At 45.8% G+C, this 14692-nt stretch carries 18 protein-coding genes and 1 pseudogene; 16 read left to right on the forward strand and 3 right to left on the reverse strand.

The window, feature by feature from the left end; translation table 11 throughout:
- From Q0526_RS10145 to Q0526_RS10190, 10 genes are all read left to right on the forward strand, one after another.
- The coding region (locus Q0526_RS10145; protein ID WP_298733151.1) for a PF13754 domain-containing protein at positions 1–212 on the forward strand (212 nt) is incomplete at its 5' end.
- The gene (locus Q0526_RS10150) at positions 190–495 is read left to right on the forward strand and encodes a hypothetical protein (protein ID WP_298733153.1); all 306 of its coding nucleotides are present in this window, start codon (positions 190–192) and stop codon (positions 493–495) included. The genes Q0526_RS10145 and Q0526_RS10150, both read left to right, overlap by 23 nt.
- Before the next feature lies 1 nt (position 496).
- Positions 497–742: a hypothetical protein gene (locus Q0526_RS10155; protein WP_288835749.1), complete on the forward strand. Its 246-nt coding sequence runs from the start codon at positions 497–499 to the stop codon at positions 740–742.
- 1 nt (position 743) lies between these two features.
- Positions 744–1247, forward strand: a complete 504-nt coding sequence (locus tag Q0526_RS10160) for a hypothetical protein (protein WP_288835747.1) — start codon at positions 744–746, stop codon at positions 1245–1247.
- A gap of 54 nt (positions 1248–1301) precedes the next feature.
- Entirely contained in the window at positions 1302–2294 is a 993-nt protein-coding gene (gene xerA, locus Q0526_RS10165; protein WP_288835746.1) for a site-specific tyrosine recombinase/integron integrase, read from the forward strand.
- A gap of 493 nt (positions 2295–2787) precedes the next feature.
- Positions 2788–3291 carry a carbohydrate-binding protein gene (locus Q0526_RS10170; protein ID WP_288836173.1) on the forward strand — a complete coding sequence of 168 codons (504 nt, stop codon included), beginning with the start codon at positions 2788–2790 and terminating at the stop codon, positions 3289–3291.
- An 86-nt stretch (positions 3292–3377) separates the two neighbouring features.
- Positions 3378–3707 carry a hypothetical protein gene (locus Q0526_RS10175; protein WP_288836174.1) on the forward strand — a complete coding sequence of 110 codons (330 nt, stop codon included), beginning with the start codon at positions 3378–3380 and terminating at the stop codon, positions 3705–3707.
- A gap of 2 nt (positions 3708–3709) precedes the next feature.
- Positions 3710–3988 carry a phage holin family protein gene (locus tag Q0526_RS10180; RefSeq protein ID WP_298733164.1) on the forward strand — a complete coding sequence of 93 codons (279 nt, stop codon included), beginning with the start codon at positions 3710–3712 and terminating at the stop codon, positions 3986–3988.
- Positions 3989–4390: 402 nt separating this feature from the next.
- Positions 4391–4780, forward strand: a complete 390-nt coding sequence (locus tag Q0526_RS10185) for a type II toxin-antitoxin system HicB family antitoxin (protein WP_298733166.1) — start codon at positions 4391–4393, stop codon at positions 4778–4780.
- A 57-nt stretch (positions 4781–4837) separates the two neighbouring features.
- Positions 4838–6253, forward strand: coding sequence for a GH25 family lysozyme (locus Q0526_RS10190; protein WP_298733168.1), 1416 nt, complete (start codon positions 4838–4840; stop codon positions 6251–6253).
- A 460-nt stretch (positions 6254–6713) separates the two neighbouring features.
- On the opposite strand, the gene Q0526_RS10195 is transcribed toward Q0526_RS10190, so the two are convergent.
- A complete protein-coding gene (locus tag Q0526_RS10195; RefSeq protein WP_298733170.1) occupies positions 6714–7013 on the reverse strand; it encodes a helix-turn-helix transcriptional regulator in 300 nt (99 codons plus the stop codon).
- 152 nt (positions 7014–7165) lie between these two features.
- Here Q0526_RS10195 and Q0526_RS10200 point away from each other — a divergent pair, with 152 nt between their 5' ends.
- On the forward strand, positions 7166–7411 hold the full coding sequence (locus Q0526_RS10200; protein ID WP_278697608.1) for a hypothetical protein: 246 nt from the start codon (positions 7166–7168) through the stop codon (positions 7409–7411).
- 541 nt (positions 7412–7952) lie between these two features.
- On the opposite strand, the pseudogene Q0526_RS10205 reads toward Q0526_RS10200, so the two are convergent.
- Together Q0526_RS10205 and Q0526_RS10210 are read right to left on the reverse strand one after the other, a co-directional pair.
- Positions 7953–8219: pseudogene (locus tag Q0526_RS10205) on the reverse strand (helix-turn-helix transcriptional regulator); the annotation flags it as partial.
- A 54-nt stretch (positions 8220–8273) separates the two neighbouring features.
- Positions 8274–8795: a PadR family transcriptional regulator gene (locus tag Q0526_RS10210; RefSeq protein ID WP_278697606.1), complete on the reverse strand. Its 522-nt coding sequence runs from the start codon at positions 8793–8795 to the stop codon at positions 8274–8276.
- Positions 8796–8991: 196 nt separating this feature from the next.
- On the opposite strand from Q0526_RS10210, the gene Q0526_RS10215 reads away from it, so the two are divergent.
- The 5 genes from Q0526_RS10215 to Q0526_RS10235 all read left to right on the forward strand — a co-directional run bounded on the left by Q0526_RS10215 (position 8992) and on the right by Q0526_RS10235 (position 14565).
- Positions 8992–10368: an MATE family efflux transporter gene (locus tag Q0526_RS10215; RefSeq protein ID WP_278697604.1), complete on the forward strand. Its 1377-nt coding sequence runs from the start codon at positions 8992–8994 to the stop codon at positions 10366–10368.
- A gap of 369 nt (positions 10369–10737) precedes the next feature.
- A complete protein-coding gene (locus Q0526_RS10220) occupies positions 10738–10956 on the forward strand; it encodes an SHOCT domain-containing protein (protein WP_278697602.1) in 219 nt (72 codons plus the stop codon).
- Between the two features lie 60 nt (positions 10957–11016).
- Entirely contained in the window at positions 11017–12579 is a 1563-nt protein-coding gene (locus tag Q0526_RS10225) for a recombinase family protein (RefSeq protein WP_278697600.1), read from the forward strand.
- Complete coding sequence (locus tag Q0526_RS10230) at positions 12576–13007, forward strand: recombinase (RefSeq protein ID WP_278697598.1); 432 nt, start codon at positions 12576–12578, stop codon at positions 13005–13007. The genes Q0526_RS10225 and Q0526_RS10230 overlap by 4 nt, the downstream gene beginning before the upstream one ends.
- The gene (locus Q0526_RS10235; RefSeq protein ID WP_298733177.1) at positions 12994–14565 is read left to right on the forward strand and encodes a recombinase family protein; all 1572 of its coding nucleotides are present in this window, start codon (positions 12994–12996) and stop codon (positions 14563–14565) included. Before Q0526_RS10230 ends, Q0526_RS10235 begins: the two co-directional genes overlap by 14 nt.
- Positions 14566–14692 lie beyond the last annotated feature (127 nt).

Here is a 14692-nt window from a genome sequence, read left to right on the forward strand (position 1 = left end):
CAAACCTGGAAGGGGAATATATCGTAGACCTGTGGGCGGAGAACGATGCCGGGAGGACTTCTTACGTCTGCAGGGCCCTGTTTGCGATCAGCGGCCATAAGTTAAAAGTGACCGTCCTGGAACGGGGCTATTCCGGGGAGATCTCCCCGGGGGCCCTTCTGGGAGGTCTGGAAAAAGGAGGGTTTACCGTTGAGTATCAATTATGTGGATGATATTTATATGGACCTGGGGGAAAAGACCCATATGGTCAGTCTGGTACGTCCTGTCTGCGGAGAGGAGATCCCTTTTGAGATCAGAGCGGCCCGGTGGGAACTTTACCGGGAGGACTGGGAAAAGGGGGATGTGGTCCTGGAAGCAGAAGGGGAATGTACAGTCAACGGCCATGCCCTGGACGCCCTGATCCAGCCGGAAATGGCAGCAAGGTACCGGTTCAAATATATTTACCAGGTGGCGGATGAGACCTGGGTGGATGTGATCCGGCTGAGGGTGAACTGATATGGCAGCAGATATATTCATAAAAAGCGCAGGATTAAGTCCGAACCCGGTCATTGCGGGGGCGGCCGTTACCATATCGGTAGAGATCGGGGACCGTGTGAGCGCCCTGGCGGATCATGACGGAAGCCTGATCACAGATACAGACGGAATGGGATTGTGGATCCCGGAGGGAGCGCTGGTACTGGCAGATCATGACGGCGTATTCCTGGTGGACGAAGGGAAAAACATGATAGAAAGCGAGGAGTAACATGACAGAAGAGATCACAACGAAAAAAGTAGAGGATCTGGGAGAAGCGGCGGAACCGTTGGATGCGGATGTGTTCCTGCACGGATCCGGAGGCGGAAACGTCATTAAAAAAATCAGGTGGGGGAATCTCATCAAAAAGCTGAGGACCCTGCTGTTTGTCAATAACCGGACGACCACGGAAGAGGGATTCGGCCTGGATGCCCGTCAGGGGAAGCTGATCCAGGATGAACTGGATCAACTAAACACAAAGATACGGGTCCGCTCCATCCAGACTGCCTCTGCGAAAAGCGGCATGGTGGAGGAAGGGGCGTTTTCAGACAACATTGCCGTGGACATTAGTAAGATGGGTTTTAAAAAGGCACCCATAGGAATCCCCGTTTCAAAAGGATACCTGGAACCAAGAATCAACAGTATTACGACCGGTACGCTGAACCTTGGCTTTTATAATGCCGGACCCGGAAACCACAGTGGGGAATGTAAAGTAATCCTGATCGAACTGTATTAGGCAGTATTCATGTTTTGCCCACTTCCAGTTTATAATGAGATTGGAGGTGGACATATGGATATCAGAGAACGTATTATACAGGAAATCACAGAAACATTGCAGGCAAAAGTTCCGGGAGATGTACTGGATCTAGTACAGGACATACTCATAATGGAGCTGAATCAGTACGAGATACAGGAACGATGTACGGAAGTGGATATACCGGACACAAGTGCGGAAGGACAGCTGAAAAGGTATATTGCCACAAAGCGTCTGGAGGGAAAAGCCCCTTCTACACTGCACAGGTATTATGAAGAGAATACGAGGATGCTCCGTTTCTTCCGGAAACCGCTCCGGGACATCACGACCTATGATCTTCGGTTCTACCTGTCTTTACGGAGACAGCAGGGAAAAACAGGAAACCGGACACTGGATGGAATGCGCAGATGTTACAGCAGCTTTTTTACCTGGCTGGCAGCGGAAGGGGTAATCGGGAGGAACCCATGCGCGGCCCTGTCCCAGATCAAATACCGGAAGACCGTGAAAAAACCGTACAGTGCAGTAGAGATGGAGAAACTTCGTGCTGCCTGTAAAGATATCCGTGATCTGGCATTGGTGGATTTTTTATATTCCACCGGATGCCGGGTTTCAGAGGTGGTAGGCCTGGACATTACAGATGTGGATCTGGAAACCGGGGAATGTACGGTAGTGGGAAAAGGGGAAAAAGAGCGGGTGGTGTATCTGACAGAAGTGGCGGCTATGCATCTCCGTACTTATCTGGATACCAGGGAGGATGTGGGGAATGCATTGTTTACAGGAAGGGGAACATCACGTATCAGTAAGAATGGAATAGAGGCGGTGTTGAGGAGGCTGGGAAAGGCTGCCGGAGTGGAAAATGTCCATCCTCACAGATACCGGAGGACATTAGCCACAAATCTTCTGGATCGTGGCATGAACATACAGGATGTGGCGGCCATCCTGGGCCATGCGGACTTGAAAACAACCCAGATTTACTGCTATATCAGCCAGCAGAATGTAAAAACTGCATATCGTAAATACGCTGCATAAAAAGAAATGGAATCATTTTCTCCGGGGAACTACTCTGGAGTTTTTGGTATGCAAAAAAATAAAAAAAGAATCAGAAACATTATGAACAAAACATGAATTGGTATCACTGACATTCGTACCGGATATTTACAAACAGCCGGTCCTCTATGGAAATGGTATGAGACTGGCTGTTGATGCACAGGACATCCTGATTCTGCTCAACGGAAACTATCAGGACTTTTCCTGTAAGCTGTGAAACCGCAAATCCATAGGAAGTACGGAATGCCTTGCAGCCGGGAAGAGTACAGATCCTGTATTTACTGTTTTTTCCAAACGTAGTGTCTACTTTTAATCCGGCATTCATAGTCACTTCCTTGCCATGCTTTATGGTTCTTACCCATGTATCTGAATCGTTTGGTGACACAAATTTGTTCTGCGGGTCAAAATCCGTATATTCCACACTGGTATTTGTGTTTTGTTCATTTACTCCTGTTATGGAGAGAAAGGCGGAAAAATGGAAAAATTAAGATTAGCAGACGGAACGGAAATGGAGATCTCAGAGGGCTCAGACCTGAGGAATATCACAACAGGGCTCAAAAGTTATGCGGAACTGGACGGACTGGCCGGGAAACTGACCAGGGAAAATCTGACAAGGGTACAGTTCCTGACAGATGAGATGCTGACCGGGGAGTACCGGGATATGGAACTCTGTACCCCAGAGTTTACGGTCGTACAGAAAGAGGGAATCCTTCTGGCAGGGTTCGGCCTGCAGGAGATCCCGGCAGCGGAAAAGCAGCAGGAAGAGATCCATATGGCATTATCTTATCTGACAGATGAAGAAGCGGCAACGGTAAGCGGCCTGTATCCGGAATGGAAGCCGGATACCCGTTATCAGACCGGGGAGAGGGCTGCATACCAGGATATGCTGTACCGTGCAAGACAGGACCATACTTCGGACGGACAGTATCCACCGGATACCGTACCGGCTTTATGGGATATGATCCCACTGGCAGAGTAAAGGAGATCAATATGGAGATCAGGGCAGGACCGTGAAGGTCTTTTTTTAATACTTAAAATTGCGCCGGCGCAAGAAGGGAGAACGATGTGGAAGCGATTATAGATTACATCCAGGCCAACTGGGTACCGTGGCTTTTTGCAATCCTGGGAGTGATTCTTGGGGATATCATCCGCAGACTGAGAAACCAGAAAAAGGAAAGCAACGCCATAGCGGCGGGAGTACAGTCTTTGCTCAGGGAAAACCTGGTATACAATTTTAACAAGTATACAGACCGGGAGTATTGCCCGATCTACGCAAAAGAATCCATCAAAAGGATTTATAATGCTTATCATAACCTTGGAGGGAATGATGTAGCAACGGAACTGTATCATAAACTTCTGGCAATGCCGGAAGATTTGAAGGAAAGAGAGGAATAACTATGGATATCAATTTTTTATTTGACTATGTAAACCCTTTGATCTTAGGTATCTGCCTTTTATTAGGTTTTTGTCTTAAGACAGCATTTGACTGGTTTCCCAACAAGTATATACCGCTTACTGCCCTGTGTATGGGAACGCTGATTGCGATTCTGATTAATTTCCGGACAGGGATTAATGCAGAAGTAGTTCTGGGAGGCATGATCTCTGGACTGGCAAGTACAGGCTTATATGAAATGCTGCGGAATCTTCTTGATAAGGATGGGAAAAAGGAGAATTAAAGATTGAAATAAAACTTGCAGATGTGCTATGATATGGAAATGGAATAACCGTGTTACAGGGTGGCTGGCCTCTATTCTTACATAGAATGGGGGTGGTGCTGATGAAACATTTTGATTTTAAAGACCTTATGGCTTTTGGAATGTTCATTCTTGCATTACTGACATTCGTTTTTACGTTCTGTCGATAATGAGTTAAAGCATAAGAAAACCACCCTTTGAACTTTGACCGAGTATCTAGGGTGGTAATCTTATCATTCTGTCGAGGTCAACCCCTTGTGGGCGGTTGTTCCTTTAAACATATTATAGGGCAGATATCAGAATAATGCAAACATTTTTTGAGAGCTTGGAAACAGGCGGGGCTGAAATAAGCCCCCTGCCTCAGAATATCGCGGAGGTGTCAATATGAATAAATTATTTTATCCTGCTATTTTCCACGAAGCAGAGGAAGGGGGCTTCTGGGTAGAGTTCCCAGATATTCCGGAATGTCTGACACAGGGGGACGATATGCAGCAGGCTTATGAAATGGCAGTGGAGGCTCTGGGGCTGTCTATTACAACCATGGAAGAAGCAGGTGAAAAGATTCCGGAAGCATCAGCTCCTGGAAAAATCCAGGTGGAAGATGGATTTCTGGTAGTAGTAGAGTTTGATTTGATGGAATACAGAAGGAAACACTGTTCAAAAGCAGTAAAGAAAACACTCAGTATTCCGGAATGGCTGAATGAAGCAGCCATCAGAGCAGGGGTAAATTTTTCCCAGGTGCTCCAGGAAGCGTTGATGGAAAAAGTAAGATAAATAAGAATCAGTAAGGGAGCTTGGAAACAGGCTCTCTTTTCTATTGGAGGAAAAACTATGGAAATCAAAGGAATTGATGTATCTGCTTGCCAGGGAAAGATTGACTGGGAAACAGTGGCAGATTATGGAATGGGATTTGCAATCCTGCGGATCACGGAAAAGGGAAATAAAACAGACAGTACCTTTGAGCAGAACTACAAGGGCTGTACTCAGCATGGAATCCCGGTTGGGGTGTACAAATACAGCTATGCCAAAAGCCCGGCACAGGCAGAACAGGAAGCAGAGAGTGTACTGAAAGTCCTGAACAAGTGCCGGCTTAATTTCCCGGTATTTTATGATCTGGAATGGTCCGAACAGAGAAAACTGGGAAGTGTAGCGGTGGAAAAGATTGCCCTGGCATTCCTGAAGAAAATTCAGGCAGCAGGATACCAGGGCGGGATCTACTGCAATCTGGACTGGTATCAGAATGTACTGACAAAAGCTTTAAAAAAATATGACTGCTGGATTGCCAGATATCCGGCCAATGACAACGGAACACTGCAGGAACGTCTCCGACCGGAAGTAGGAGTGGGCTGGCAGTATTCCAGTAAAGCAACGATTCCAGGAATTGGAACAAAGGTTGACCGGAATGTATTTTATAAAGATTATAAAACAGAGGAGGGAACCGGTATGACAGCAGCAGAAGCGATCAATGCAGTGATTGGAATCGCAGAGGAAGAGATCGGATATCTGGAAAAGAGATCCAACAGTCAGCTGGACAGCAAGACAGCTAATGCAGGCAGCGGAAATTATACAAAGTATTGGCGGGATATTGCTCCGTCTTATCAGGCACAGCCATGGTGCGCAGGATTTGTGTCCTGGTGCTTTTACAAAGCCTTTGGTCTGACAACAGCCAGGAAGCTTCTGAAGCACTGGCCTTATGTATACTGCCCGGATCTGGGAAATAAGTTTACCAGGTATGCAAACCCGGAAAAGGGCGATATCGTTATTTTTTACCGCAACGGTACATTTGCGCATACCGGAATTGTCACCAGGGTATCAGGAGATCGGTTCTGGACCATCGAGGGCAACACCAGCGGAGCATCCGGAATTGTTGCCAATGGTGGAGGCGTGTGCGAAAAATCTTATTATAACAGTCAGCTTCCGGGAACAAAGTTCTGCCGCCCGGATTACAGCATTGTAACCAATATCATCCCGGATAACGGATCCGGAGATCATACTACAGGAGGTCATTATATGTTTGAGCCGAAAACAGTAAAAAAGGGAGACAACGGATTATCTGTATTACTGCTTCAGGAAATCCTGATTGCAAGGGGCTTTAAAGGTAAGGATGGCAAGCCTCTTACCCTGGACAGAGCTGCAGGTACCAATACGATTCACGCCCTGAAAAAGTATCAGGAGAGCCGCAAGGGCGTTCTGGAAGCAGACGGTATCTGTGGAGATAAGACATGGAGAGATCTGATCGCACTGTAATGGGTGGAAATGCCACCATTTTGCCACCGACAGAAAGAGATTTTAAAAAGATACGGAAAGTATTCAAAAGTGAACCATTGAAAAAACATTGATTTCACGTTATTATAAAGGCTAGACACATACAACAAGACTAAACTTTTTTAATCTTATAAATACGGTGCATGTGGAGACGGTTGTATTGATGTCAAAAGTCAAAGAATAGAATAGCGAAAAAGTGTAGAAAACAAGGAATTTCCGGGAGTCGGGGCTTGTCAGAGGACAGGTTCCGGTTCCCGGATTTTTTCGTTTTACGGGTAAGTGGGAACTGGTCTACTGTGAAAAAGAGTGGAGAGTTGAGTGGTTGATTTTGATATTGGGGGTGTTGAGTTGACAGGTTGGATAAATGATATGTTGAGTTGACAGCTTGATTAAAAGGGGAAAAAGAAAAGCACATCTTTCCCGGTAATGGGATTGATGTGCTTCAAATGGCATCCATCAGTTCAAGGAGGATTTGCTTTTGTCTATCTGTCAGAGTACTCCATTTTGAAAAAAGTATCTGCTGGTTTTCGGTCAGTTGCGCTTCTTCACCCTCAGCAAAGAACTGAGCCAGTGTGATACCAAATGCCCGGCATACCGCCTCCAGTGTCGGTAAAGTAGGAGCGTTATTTCTATTAAACATGTTGGTAACTGTTGAGTGGGAAAGATTTGATTCTTTTGCCAGACGGTAGTCTGTCCACTTTCGCTCTTCCATTAATTCTTTTATGCGTCTTTGCGCATCCATATCATCACCTACCTATCTGTATCTATTCTAAGCCCCAGAAAGGTGTTATAATAGTCACAATCGGTAGCTACGATATTTCCTAAAATGGACTTATATAGTTATAGTATTGTAGATGATAGAAATGCTATTCACAAAAGACTGGAGGTAGAATAATGCAGGAGCATATTTTTGAAAGAATGGCGCGAGAGAGAAATATTTCAGCTGAGGAAATGCGGGCGATAATTTCCGATAGAATTGAAAAGGGGTGGAATGATAAAGATCCGGTCAAACGGGAGCAATGGAGAAAAATTCCCTGTGCTGGAGAGATACCAACACCGGATGAATGGTTGAGCTATGTGATAAAGAAGATAAAAGCTGATGGTCAAGGGAGCTTATTAAAGAAATATTTAATTTGGTAGTTGTATTTTGAATGCCATACACCAGATTGGAGAGGTGGGACAGCTCATGCAGAGCGTGGCAGCCAACCCGAAGATAGACTGGTCAAGGTACTTGGCGCAGAGATTGATTTCCCGACACTTCTCGCCGCTGGCGTTCCATATCTTGTTGATACTGCACCAGCCATAAGCCCTGCGCCCTTCGTCCGGCGATACAGCAATGGTCGGGCGTTTCAGCTCGCCATCGTAAAAATCCTCATTGAACAGATCGAACACCTCAGATATTTGCAGAATGATTACATCTTTAAAGATATATTTTATTTCTGTGAATCACAGCTTACACATCACCGATTAAAAAGCAAGCTCTAAAGGTTTTAAAACATATGCTTGCTGTTTTTATTCTTCTCCGCTAATAGAACGTCCCGAACACCTTAAACTGCCCACAAAATACGGGCTTCTCCTGAAAAAAGTGCAAAAAAATAAAAGACGTTTTTGCGTCCCCCGTAAACAAAAGAAAATAGAGGATGGTTTTCAGGCATCCTCGTTTCTTTCTTCTGCGGCTGTTCATTTTTATGACCCCATCAATCGCGCCCTCAATGATTGGCAGGTATTCTTTGGGACAGAGTTTCAACTTGTGACCGGCTCGCTGGCGCTGCTCACTTTCCGAGAGCAGCACTTCGGAATTGAAATACCGTTCTACAGGAAGCCAGCAGGTCTTGATAAGTTGGATTGCGACCGGGAGGCTGGGGATAGTCTCTTTATTCTCAATTTTGGCGAGATACCGCTATTCAATATCTACTATTTCCGCCAGCGCCTTATGCGCCAGATGTTTGCCGTTAGGCTGATGCGTCCGACACTTTCTCATTCATTTTCTTTGATATTTAAGTCATTCAATTTCTAAAGACGTGATCCAATCTTCAATCGCTTTTACTAACACGAATTGCTGCCGTAAAACTGCCATACCTGTTGCAGGTATCCCCGGCTTGCTTTCCTTTTCTGCGATATTGGTTTCTAAATAGGTTTTCAGCGTCTTGATATTGTCCTCAATCTCTGCAATACACTCTTTTTGTTTTTCATGTGGCAACGAGTCTAAGTTCACAATTACAGCATTAAAATCCAAAAAAATGCTGATAGGCTTTGAGGCAATCTCAAACATAAGCCTTTCAAATTCCGTTTCGCCCGCTTCTGTTAGTGAATACACTGCTTTTTCAGGCATCTTTCCTTCTTTTACAATTTCGCCTTTGATTAGTCCTTTTTCTTCTAATTGAATAGCTTTTTTGTAAATAGAAGGGGTGCTGATCTTAACCCATTTTGAAATGTTTCTATATTCTACCAACTTTTGTATATCATAGGCACTCATAGGCTCCTTTTTCAAAATTCCTAATACAATTAAATCTATTGTTGCCATGCAACGCCGTCCTTTCTGTGTCTCTATATCCACAAATCAGATTGCAAGAACACTATAAATTATAGTATTAGATTTTACACCATTTGTCAAGGAAAACAGGCTTGACAACTACTATAATTTATAGTAGTATAACTGATGCGGGTATATCCTATAATTTATACTACTCTAAATTATACTTGCGGAAAGGAGTTTTTCAATGGAAGGTAACAACAAATTGGAGCTTTTAGGGAACGCCCCTATTCCGAAAGCTCTCATGTCGCTCGGTATCCCGATCATGATCGGGATGCTGATTAATGCCCTATACAATTTAGTGGATGCTTATTTTGTCGGCGCGTTGGGGGACAGCCAAATGGGGGCTATTTCAATTATTTTCCCCTTAGGACAAGTGGTGGTCGGACTGGGATTGATGTTTGGTAATGGCGCAGCCTCATATCTTTCCAGATTGCTGGGAAGTGGTGATAAGGAAACAGCAAATAAAGTCGCCAGTACAGCACTGTATAGTAGTGTCTTAATTGGAGCTGCTATTATTTTAATCGCTACAGTTTTCCTTGAACCGTTGCTTGTTATGCTGGGTGCAACAGACACAATTATCCCTTATGCTTTAATGTATGGAAGAATTTATGTAGTATCCTGTATTTTCAATGTATTTAACGTGACAATGAATAATATTGTGAGTAGCGAGGGCGCCGCCAAGACAACTATGTGCGCCTTACTTTTGGGTGCGGTGTTGAATATTGCCTTAGATCCTCTCTTTATTTACACTTTTAATATGGGCGTAGCTGGTGCCGCTATTGCAACAGCCATTTCGCAGATGGTATCTACACTGGTCTATTTAACGTATGTTTTTCGCAAACAGAGCGCCTTCACCTTTAGTATCAAGTTGTATGCGCCTTCCAGAAAAATGATGGCGGAGATTTTGAAAATAGGTATTCCTACATTAGCGTTCCAGTTGCTTACAAGTCTTTCTATCGCCCTGATAAACCGTTCTGCCAATGGCTATGGTGATGCGGTCATTGCTGGTATGGGTGCAGTAACACGGATTACTTCTATGGGAACGCTGGTTGTGTTCGGTTTTCTAAAAGGATTTCAGCCTATTGCTGGATTTAGCTACGGGGCGAAAAAGTTTAATCGTCTGCGTGAAGCTATTAAAACGTCTATTGTATGGTCTACGGCGTTCTGTTTGGTCGTGGGATTGCTAATGGCAATATTCTCTACTCAAATAATTTCTCAGTTTACTGACGGTAATGCAGAAATGATTGCAGTAGGCCAGAAATCCTTGATGGCCAGTGGTTTCTCTTTTATCCTTTTTGGTTTTTATACCGTTTATTCCTCATTGTTTCTCGCTTTGGGTAAAGGAACGGCTGGATTTTTCTTAGGGGTATGTAGACAAGGAATTTGTTTTATCCCTACCATTTTGTTGCTCCCAGTTGTATGGGGGCTCAATGGTATTCTATACGCTCAACCAATCGCTGATGTTATGACAGCTGTAATCACTGTATTCATGGCGTTACGTCTCCATAAAGAATTGTCTATGGCAGAAAGAAACGCTATTCCTGAAAGGAACAAAAAATAAACACATTATGTTTTGGGGTGTTTACCTATTTTGTGTTTTTTATGACTGAGAACGGGTCGCCCGCTATCTTGTTTTATTTCTAATTGAATCAATGGTTATAAGCAGGAAGAAAGGGTGTGTTCACGATTACCGAGGTGAAATCCGGCACCGGATCGACTAATGGCTGGGGAAAACTCAAGAGCGGCGCTGGTTGGATTTCCCTGGATTACTGTAAACGGCTTTAAATAAAACGGAAAGAACAGGAGGCCCGTGGGCTGTGCGATAGATGCATGGCCTGCGGGCTTTATTTTTTTGTCTGTAATACCCCCTCAAAACGCTGTAGAAATCTCCGTATTTTGAAGGAGGCATCCTTCGGATAGGAGGAATACCATGCAGGTAACGAAGGTGACGGCTGGTTTTCAGAATCAGACAGCAGAGAGGAAACTATTCACAGATGAGGAGCTGCAAAGGGAATTTGACTATTACATGGCGCAAAAACTGCTGGAAAAGCTGCGGGAGGCGGAGCTGATTTCTGAGGGTGAATTAGACAAAATTACGGCGAAAAACTGCCAATCATTCTCTCCCTATCTGGCTCGGATTATGCCCTAAATGACTTGTTATTTGCAGGTGTCAGAGCGAATATGTCCGTACCGAAAGAGAGGTGAGAGGATGAAACGGATCACAAAGATTGAAGAGAATATGCTCCTCGAAAAGAGAAAACTTAGAGTGGCGGCCTACTGCCGGGTATCTACAGCCAGAGATGAACAGCTCGTTAGTCTGGCAGCGCAGAAGGCCCACTATGAGAGTTATATCAAATCCAATGATGAGTGGGAGTTTGCCGGACTTTACTATGACGAAGGCATTTCCGGTACGAAAAAAGAAAAGCGAGATGGGTTGCTGGCGATGGTTGCCGCCTGCGAGAGAGGAACGATTGACTTCGTCATTACCAAATCCATCAGCCGTCTTGCCAGAAATACCACGGACTGTCTGGAACTGGTGCGGAAGCTGCTGGACTTAAAGATCTACATCTATTTTGAAAAAGAAAATCTAAACACGGGCTCCATGGAGAGTGAATTAATGCTTTCCATTTTAAGCAGTCTGGCAGAAAGCGAGTCGGTGTCCATTTCTGAAAATGAGAAGTGGGGTATCAAGCGGCGGTTTCAGAATGGAACATTCATCATTTCCTATCCCCCATATGGTTATGACAATGTGGACGGGGAGATGGTGGTCGTGTCGGAGCAGGCGGAGATCGTGAAACAGATCTTTGCGGACACGCTTGCGGGGAAAAGTACCCACGAGATTGCGAATGAATTAAATGAGCGTGGCGTTGCTACCAAGAAGGGCGGGCATTGGACACCGAGTACCGTCAACGCCATCATCGGGAATGAAAAGTATACGGGTGACGTCCTGTTCCAGAAAACCTATACGGACAGCAGCTTTAACCGACACCAAAACCGGGGAGAGCTTGACCAGTACCTGATGCAAGACCACCATGAAGCAATCATTAGCAAGGAAGAGTTTGAACTGGCCAATGCAGTTTTGAAGCAGCGGGGGCGTGAAAAAGGAAATGGCTATGATACCGGGAGATACCAGAACCGGTACGGCTTTTCCGGCCGGATCTGCTGTGGAGAATGCGGCGGCAAATATAAGAGACGAATGCATTATAAACCCAGCGGCCAGTATGTGGCCTGGGCTTGTGCCAATCATCTGAAAGACAAGGAAAGCTGTTCGCAGAAATACATCACGGATGATGCTTTGAAACTGGCGTTTGTTACCATGATGAATAAGCTGGTCTTTGGACATCAGATGGTGCTGCGTCCTCTTTTGCAAAGCCTGCGGGGACTGAATGCTCAATCCCGGCTGCTAAAGATTGAAGAACTGGAAACGGCAATCGAGAAAAACAGGGAGCAGAAACAGGTGCTGACGAACCTGATGGCAAGCGGCTATCTGGAGCCTGCTCTTTTTAATAAGGAAAGTAATGAACTTGCAGCGGAAGCGGAAGCCCTGCGGCAGGAAAAGGATGGGCTGATGCGCTCTGTCAATGGAGATATGGTCAAAATAGAGGAATTGCAGCGGTTGCTCCGGTTTACATCCAAAGGAACCATGATGACGGAATTCGATGATGAAATTTTCCTTTCCTTCGTGGAGCGGATCACCGTACTGTCCAGAAAAGAAGTGGTTTTTGAATGGAAATGCGGACTGTCCTTGAAAGAAAGGCTGGTGGAACCATGAGACACATTCCGTATGGATACCGGATTGAAAATGGCCGGGCGGTCATCGATGAAAAACAGGCCGTCACGGTGCGGGAGTTTTTTCAAAACTATATTTCCGGCATGGCACTTGTGCCTGCCGCCGAAAAGGTTGGATTAAAGCTATACCACGGAAGCGCCGGCAGGATGCTCCGGAATAAGAAGTACCTTGGAGATGATTACTATCCGGCTATTATCGACAAAGAAATCTTCGATAAGGCAGAAGAAATACGCATGAGTCGGGCAAAAGCACTGGGGCGGGTGTGGGAACTGGAAGGAAAGAAGGACATCCTCTTCCCTACCAGCTTTACCATACCTGCAGTGAAAAAGGTTTCTGACGATCCCTTTGAACAGGCGGCGTATGCATACAGTTTGATTGAGAGCGAGGTGGATGGGGATGGAACTAAGTAGGAATATTACCGTGATCCCCGCCAGAAAGCGGGTAGGAAATACCGCTGCAGTTGGGCAGCGGCCAAAGCTGAAAGTCGCTGCTTACTGTCGGGTTTCTACGGATAGTGAGGAGCAGGCATCCAGCTATGAGGTGCAGGTGGCGCATTATACGCAGTTTATCCAGAAGAATCCGGAATGGGAACTGGCCGGGATTTATGCTGATGACGGGATCACTGGAACGAATACGAAAAAGCGGGAGGAATTTAACCGCATGATCCGGGACTGCATGGACGGAAACATTGATATGATCATTACCAAGTCCATCAGCCGGTTTGCCAGAAACACCCTGGATTGTCTGAAGTATATCCGGGAACTGAAGGAGAAGAACATCCCGGTTTTCTTTGAAAAAGAGAACATCAACACCATGGATTCCAAGGGTGAGGTGCTGCTTACCATTATGGCGAGCCTGGCACAGCAGGAAAGCCAGTCTTTGAGTCAGAACATCAAACTCGGATTGCAGTACCGCTTCCAGAACGGGGAGGTACGGGTCAACCACAGCCGGTTCCTGGGTTACACAAAGGATGAGGAAGGAAACCTGATCATAGAGCCTGCGGAGGCGGAGGTGGTAAAGAGGATTTACCGGGAGTACCTGGAAGGGGCAAGCCTGCTCCAGATCGGGCGTGGACTTGAAGCAGACGGGATTCTTACCGGGGCCGGAAAAACGAAGTGGCGTCCGGAAACACTGAAGAAAATCCTGCAGAATGAAAAGTACATTGGAGACGCCCTTTTGCAGAAGACCTATACTGTTGACTTTCTCAATAAAAAGAGGGTGCAGAACAAGGGGATTGTTCCACAGTATTATGTGGAAAACAGCCATGAGCCCATCATTCCCCGTGACCTTTATATGCAGGTGCAGGAGGAAATGATCCGGCGGGCGAACCTCCACAGTGGAGCCAACCGGAAAAAGAGGGTTTACAGCAGCAAGTATGCCTTATCCAGTATTGTATACTGCTCCAAGTGCGGCGAAATTTACCGGCGGATTGCATGGAATAACCGGGGAAAGCACTCCACCGTGTGGCGGTGCTGTAACCGTGTGGAACATGGACCAACTGCCTGTGATGCACCAACCATTCAAGAGGTGGATCTGCAGGCGGCGGTGGTACAGGCGATCAACCTTGCGCTGGGTAACAGAGAAAGCATGATGTCCACTCTCCAGGAGAACATAGAAGCGGTAATCCGGCAGGAGGATGAAACCTCATTGGAAGGGATTGAGGCCAAACTGCTGGACCCGCAAAAGGAACTTCTGAAGCTGGCGAATTCAAAAAAGGATTATAACAGTGTTGCGGATGAGATTGACAGGCTGCGGGAATTGAAACAGAATGCCTTGGTGGAGAGCGCCGAGCGGGAGGGACTGAAACAGCGGATCAGGGAGATGCGGGAGTTTCTGGAACAGCAGTCCATAGAGGTCACGGAATATGATGAACTGCTGGTACGGCGGCTGATAGAGAAGGTCACGGTTTATAATGAGCGGTTTGAGGTAGAGTTCAAATCTGGGGCGAAGGTGGATGTGGGGAGGTAAATGATAGAATGCATGAGGTGCCTTGTAGCTTTTGAAATGGCTGCAAGGCGCTTTTTAATGGGATGTTAATTTTAAAGAAGGTAGCTTGTGCTTATCAACCATAGGGTTTATAATTGTACTATGCTGA

This window comes from uncultured Subdoligranulum sp. (genome assembly GCF_937890665.1).

Excerpts from the sequence above, each read along its gene's own strand:
- Q0526_RS10155 (WP_288835749.1), top strand. The coding sequence starts at position 497 with ATGGCAGCAGATATATTCATAAAAAGCGCAGGATTAAGTCCGAACCCG.
- Q0526_RS10195 (WP_298733170.1), bottom strand. The coding sequence starts at position 7,013 with ATGGATGCGCAAAGACGCATAAAAGAATTAATGGAAGAGCGAAAGTGG.
- Q0526_RS10235 (WP_298733177.1), top strand. The coding sequence starts at position 12,994 with ATGGAACTAAGTAGGAATATTACCGTGATCCCCGCCAGAAAGCGGGTA.
- Q0526_RS10230 (WP_278697598.1), top strand. The coding sequence starts at position 12,576 with ATGAGACACATTCCGTATGGATACCGGATTGAAAATGGCCGGGCGGTC.
- xerA (WP_288835746.1), top strand. The coding sequence starts at position 1,302 with ATGGATATCAGAGAACGTATTATACAGGAAATCACAGAAACATTGCAG.
- Q0526_RS10160 (WP_288835747.1), top strand. The coding sequence starts at position 744 with ATGACAGAAGAGATCACAACGAAAAAAGTAGAGGATCTGGGAGAAGCG.
- Q0526_RS10180 (WP_298733164.1), top strand. The coding sequence starts at position 3,710 with ATGGATATCAATTTTTTATTTGACTATGTAAACCCTTTGATCTTAGGT.
- Q0526_RS10215 (WP_278697604.1), top strand. The coding sequence starts at position 8,992 with ATGGAAGGTAACAACAAATTGGAGCTTTTAGGGAACGCCCCTATTCCG.
- Q0526_RS10200 (WP_278697608.1), top strand. The coding sequence starts at position 7,166 with ATGCAGGAGCATATTTTTGAAAGAATGGCGCGAGAGAGAAATATTTCA.
- Q0526_RS10220 (WP_278697602.1), top strand. The coding sequence starts at position 10,738 with ATGCAGGTAACGAAGGTGACGGCTGGTTTTCAGAATCAGACAGCAGAG.
- Q0526_RS10190 (WP_298733168.1), top strand. The coding sequence starts at position 4,838 with ATGGAAATCAAAGGAATTGATGTATCTGCTTGCCAGGGAAAGATTGAC.
- Q0526_RS10210 (WP_278697606.1), bottom strand. The coding sequence starts at position 8,795 with ATGGCAACAATAGATTTAATTGTATTAGGAATTTTGAAAAAGGAGCCT.
- Q0526_RS10185 (WP_298733166.1), top strand. The coding sequence starts at position 4,391 with ATGAATAAATTATTTTATCCTGCTATTTTCCACGAAGCAGAGGAAGGG.
- Q0526_RS10225 (WP_278697600.1), top strand. The coding sequence starts at position 11,017 with ATGAAACGGATCACAAAGATTGAAGAGAATATGCTCCTCGAAAAGAGA.
- Q0526_RS10170 (WP_288836173.1), top strand. The coding sequence starts at position 2,788 with ATGGAAAAATTAAGATTAGCAGACGGAACGGAAATGGAGATCTCAGAG.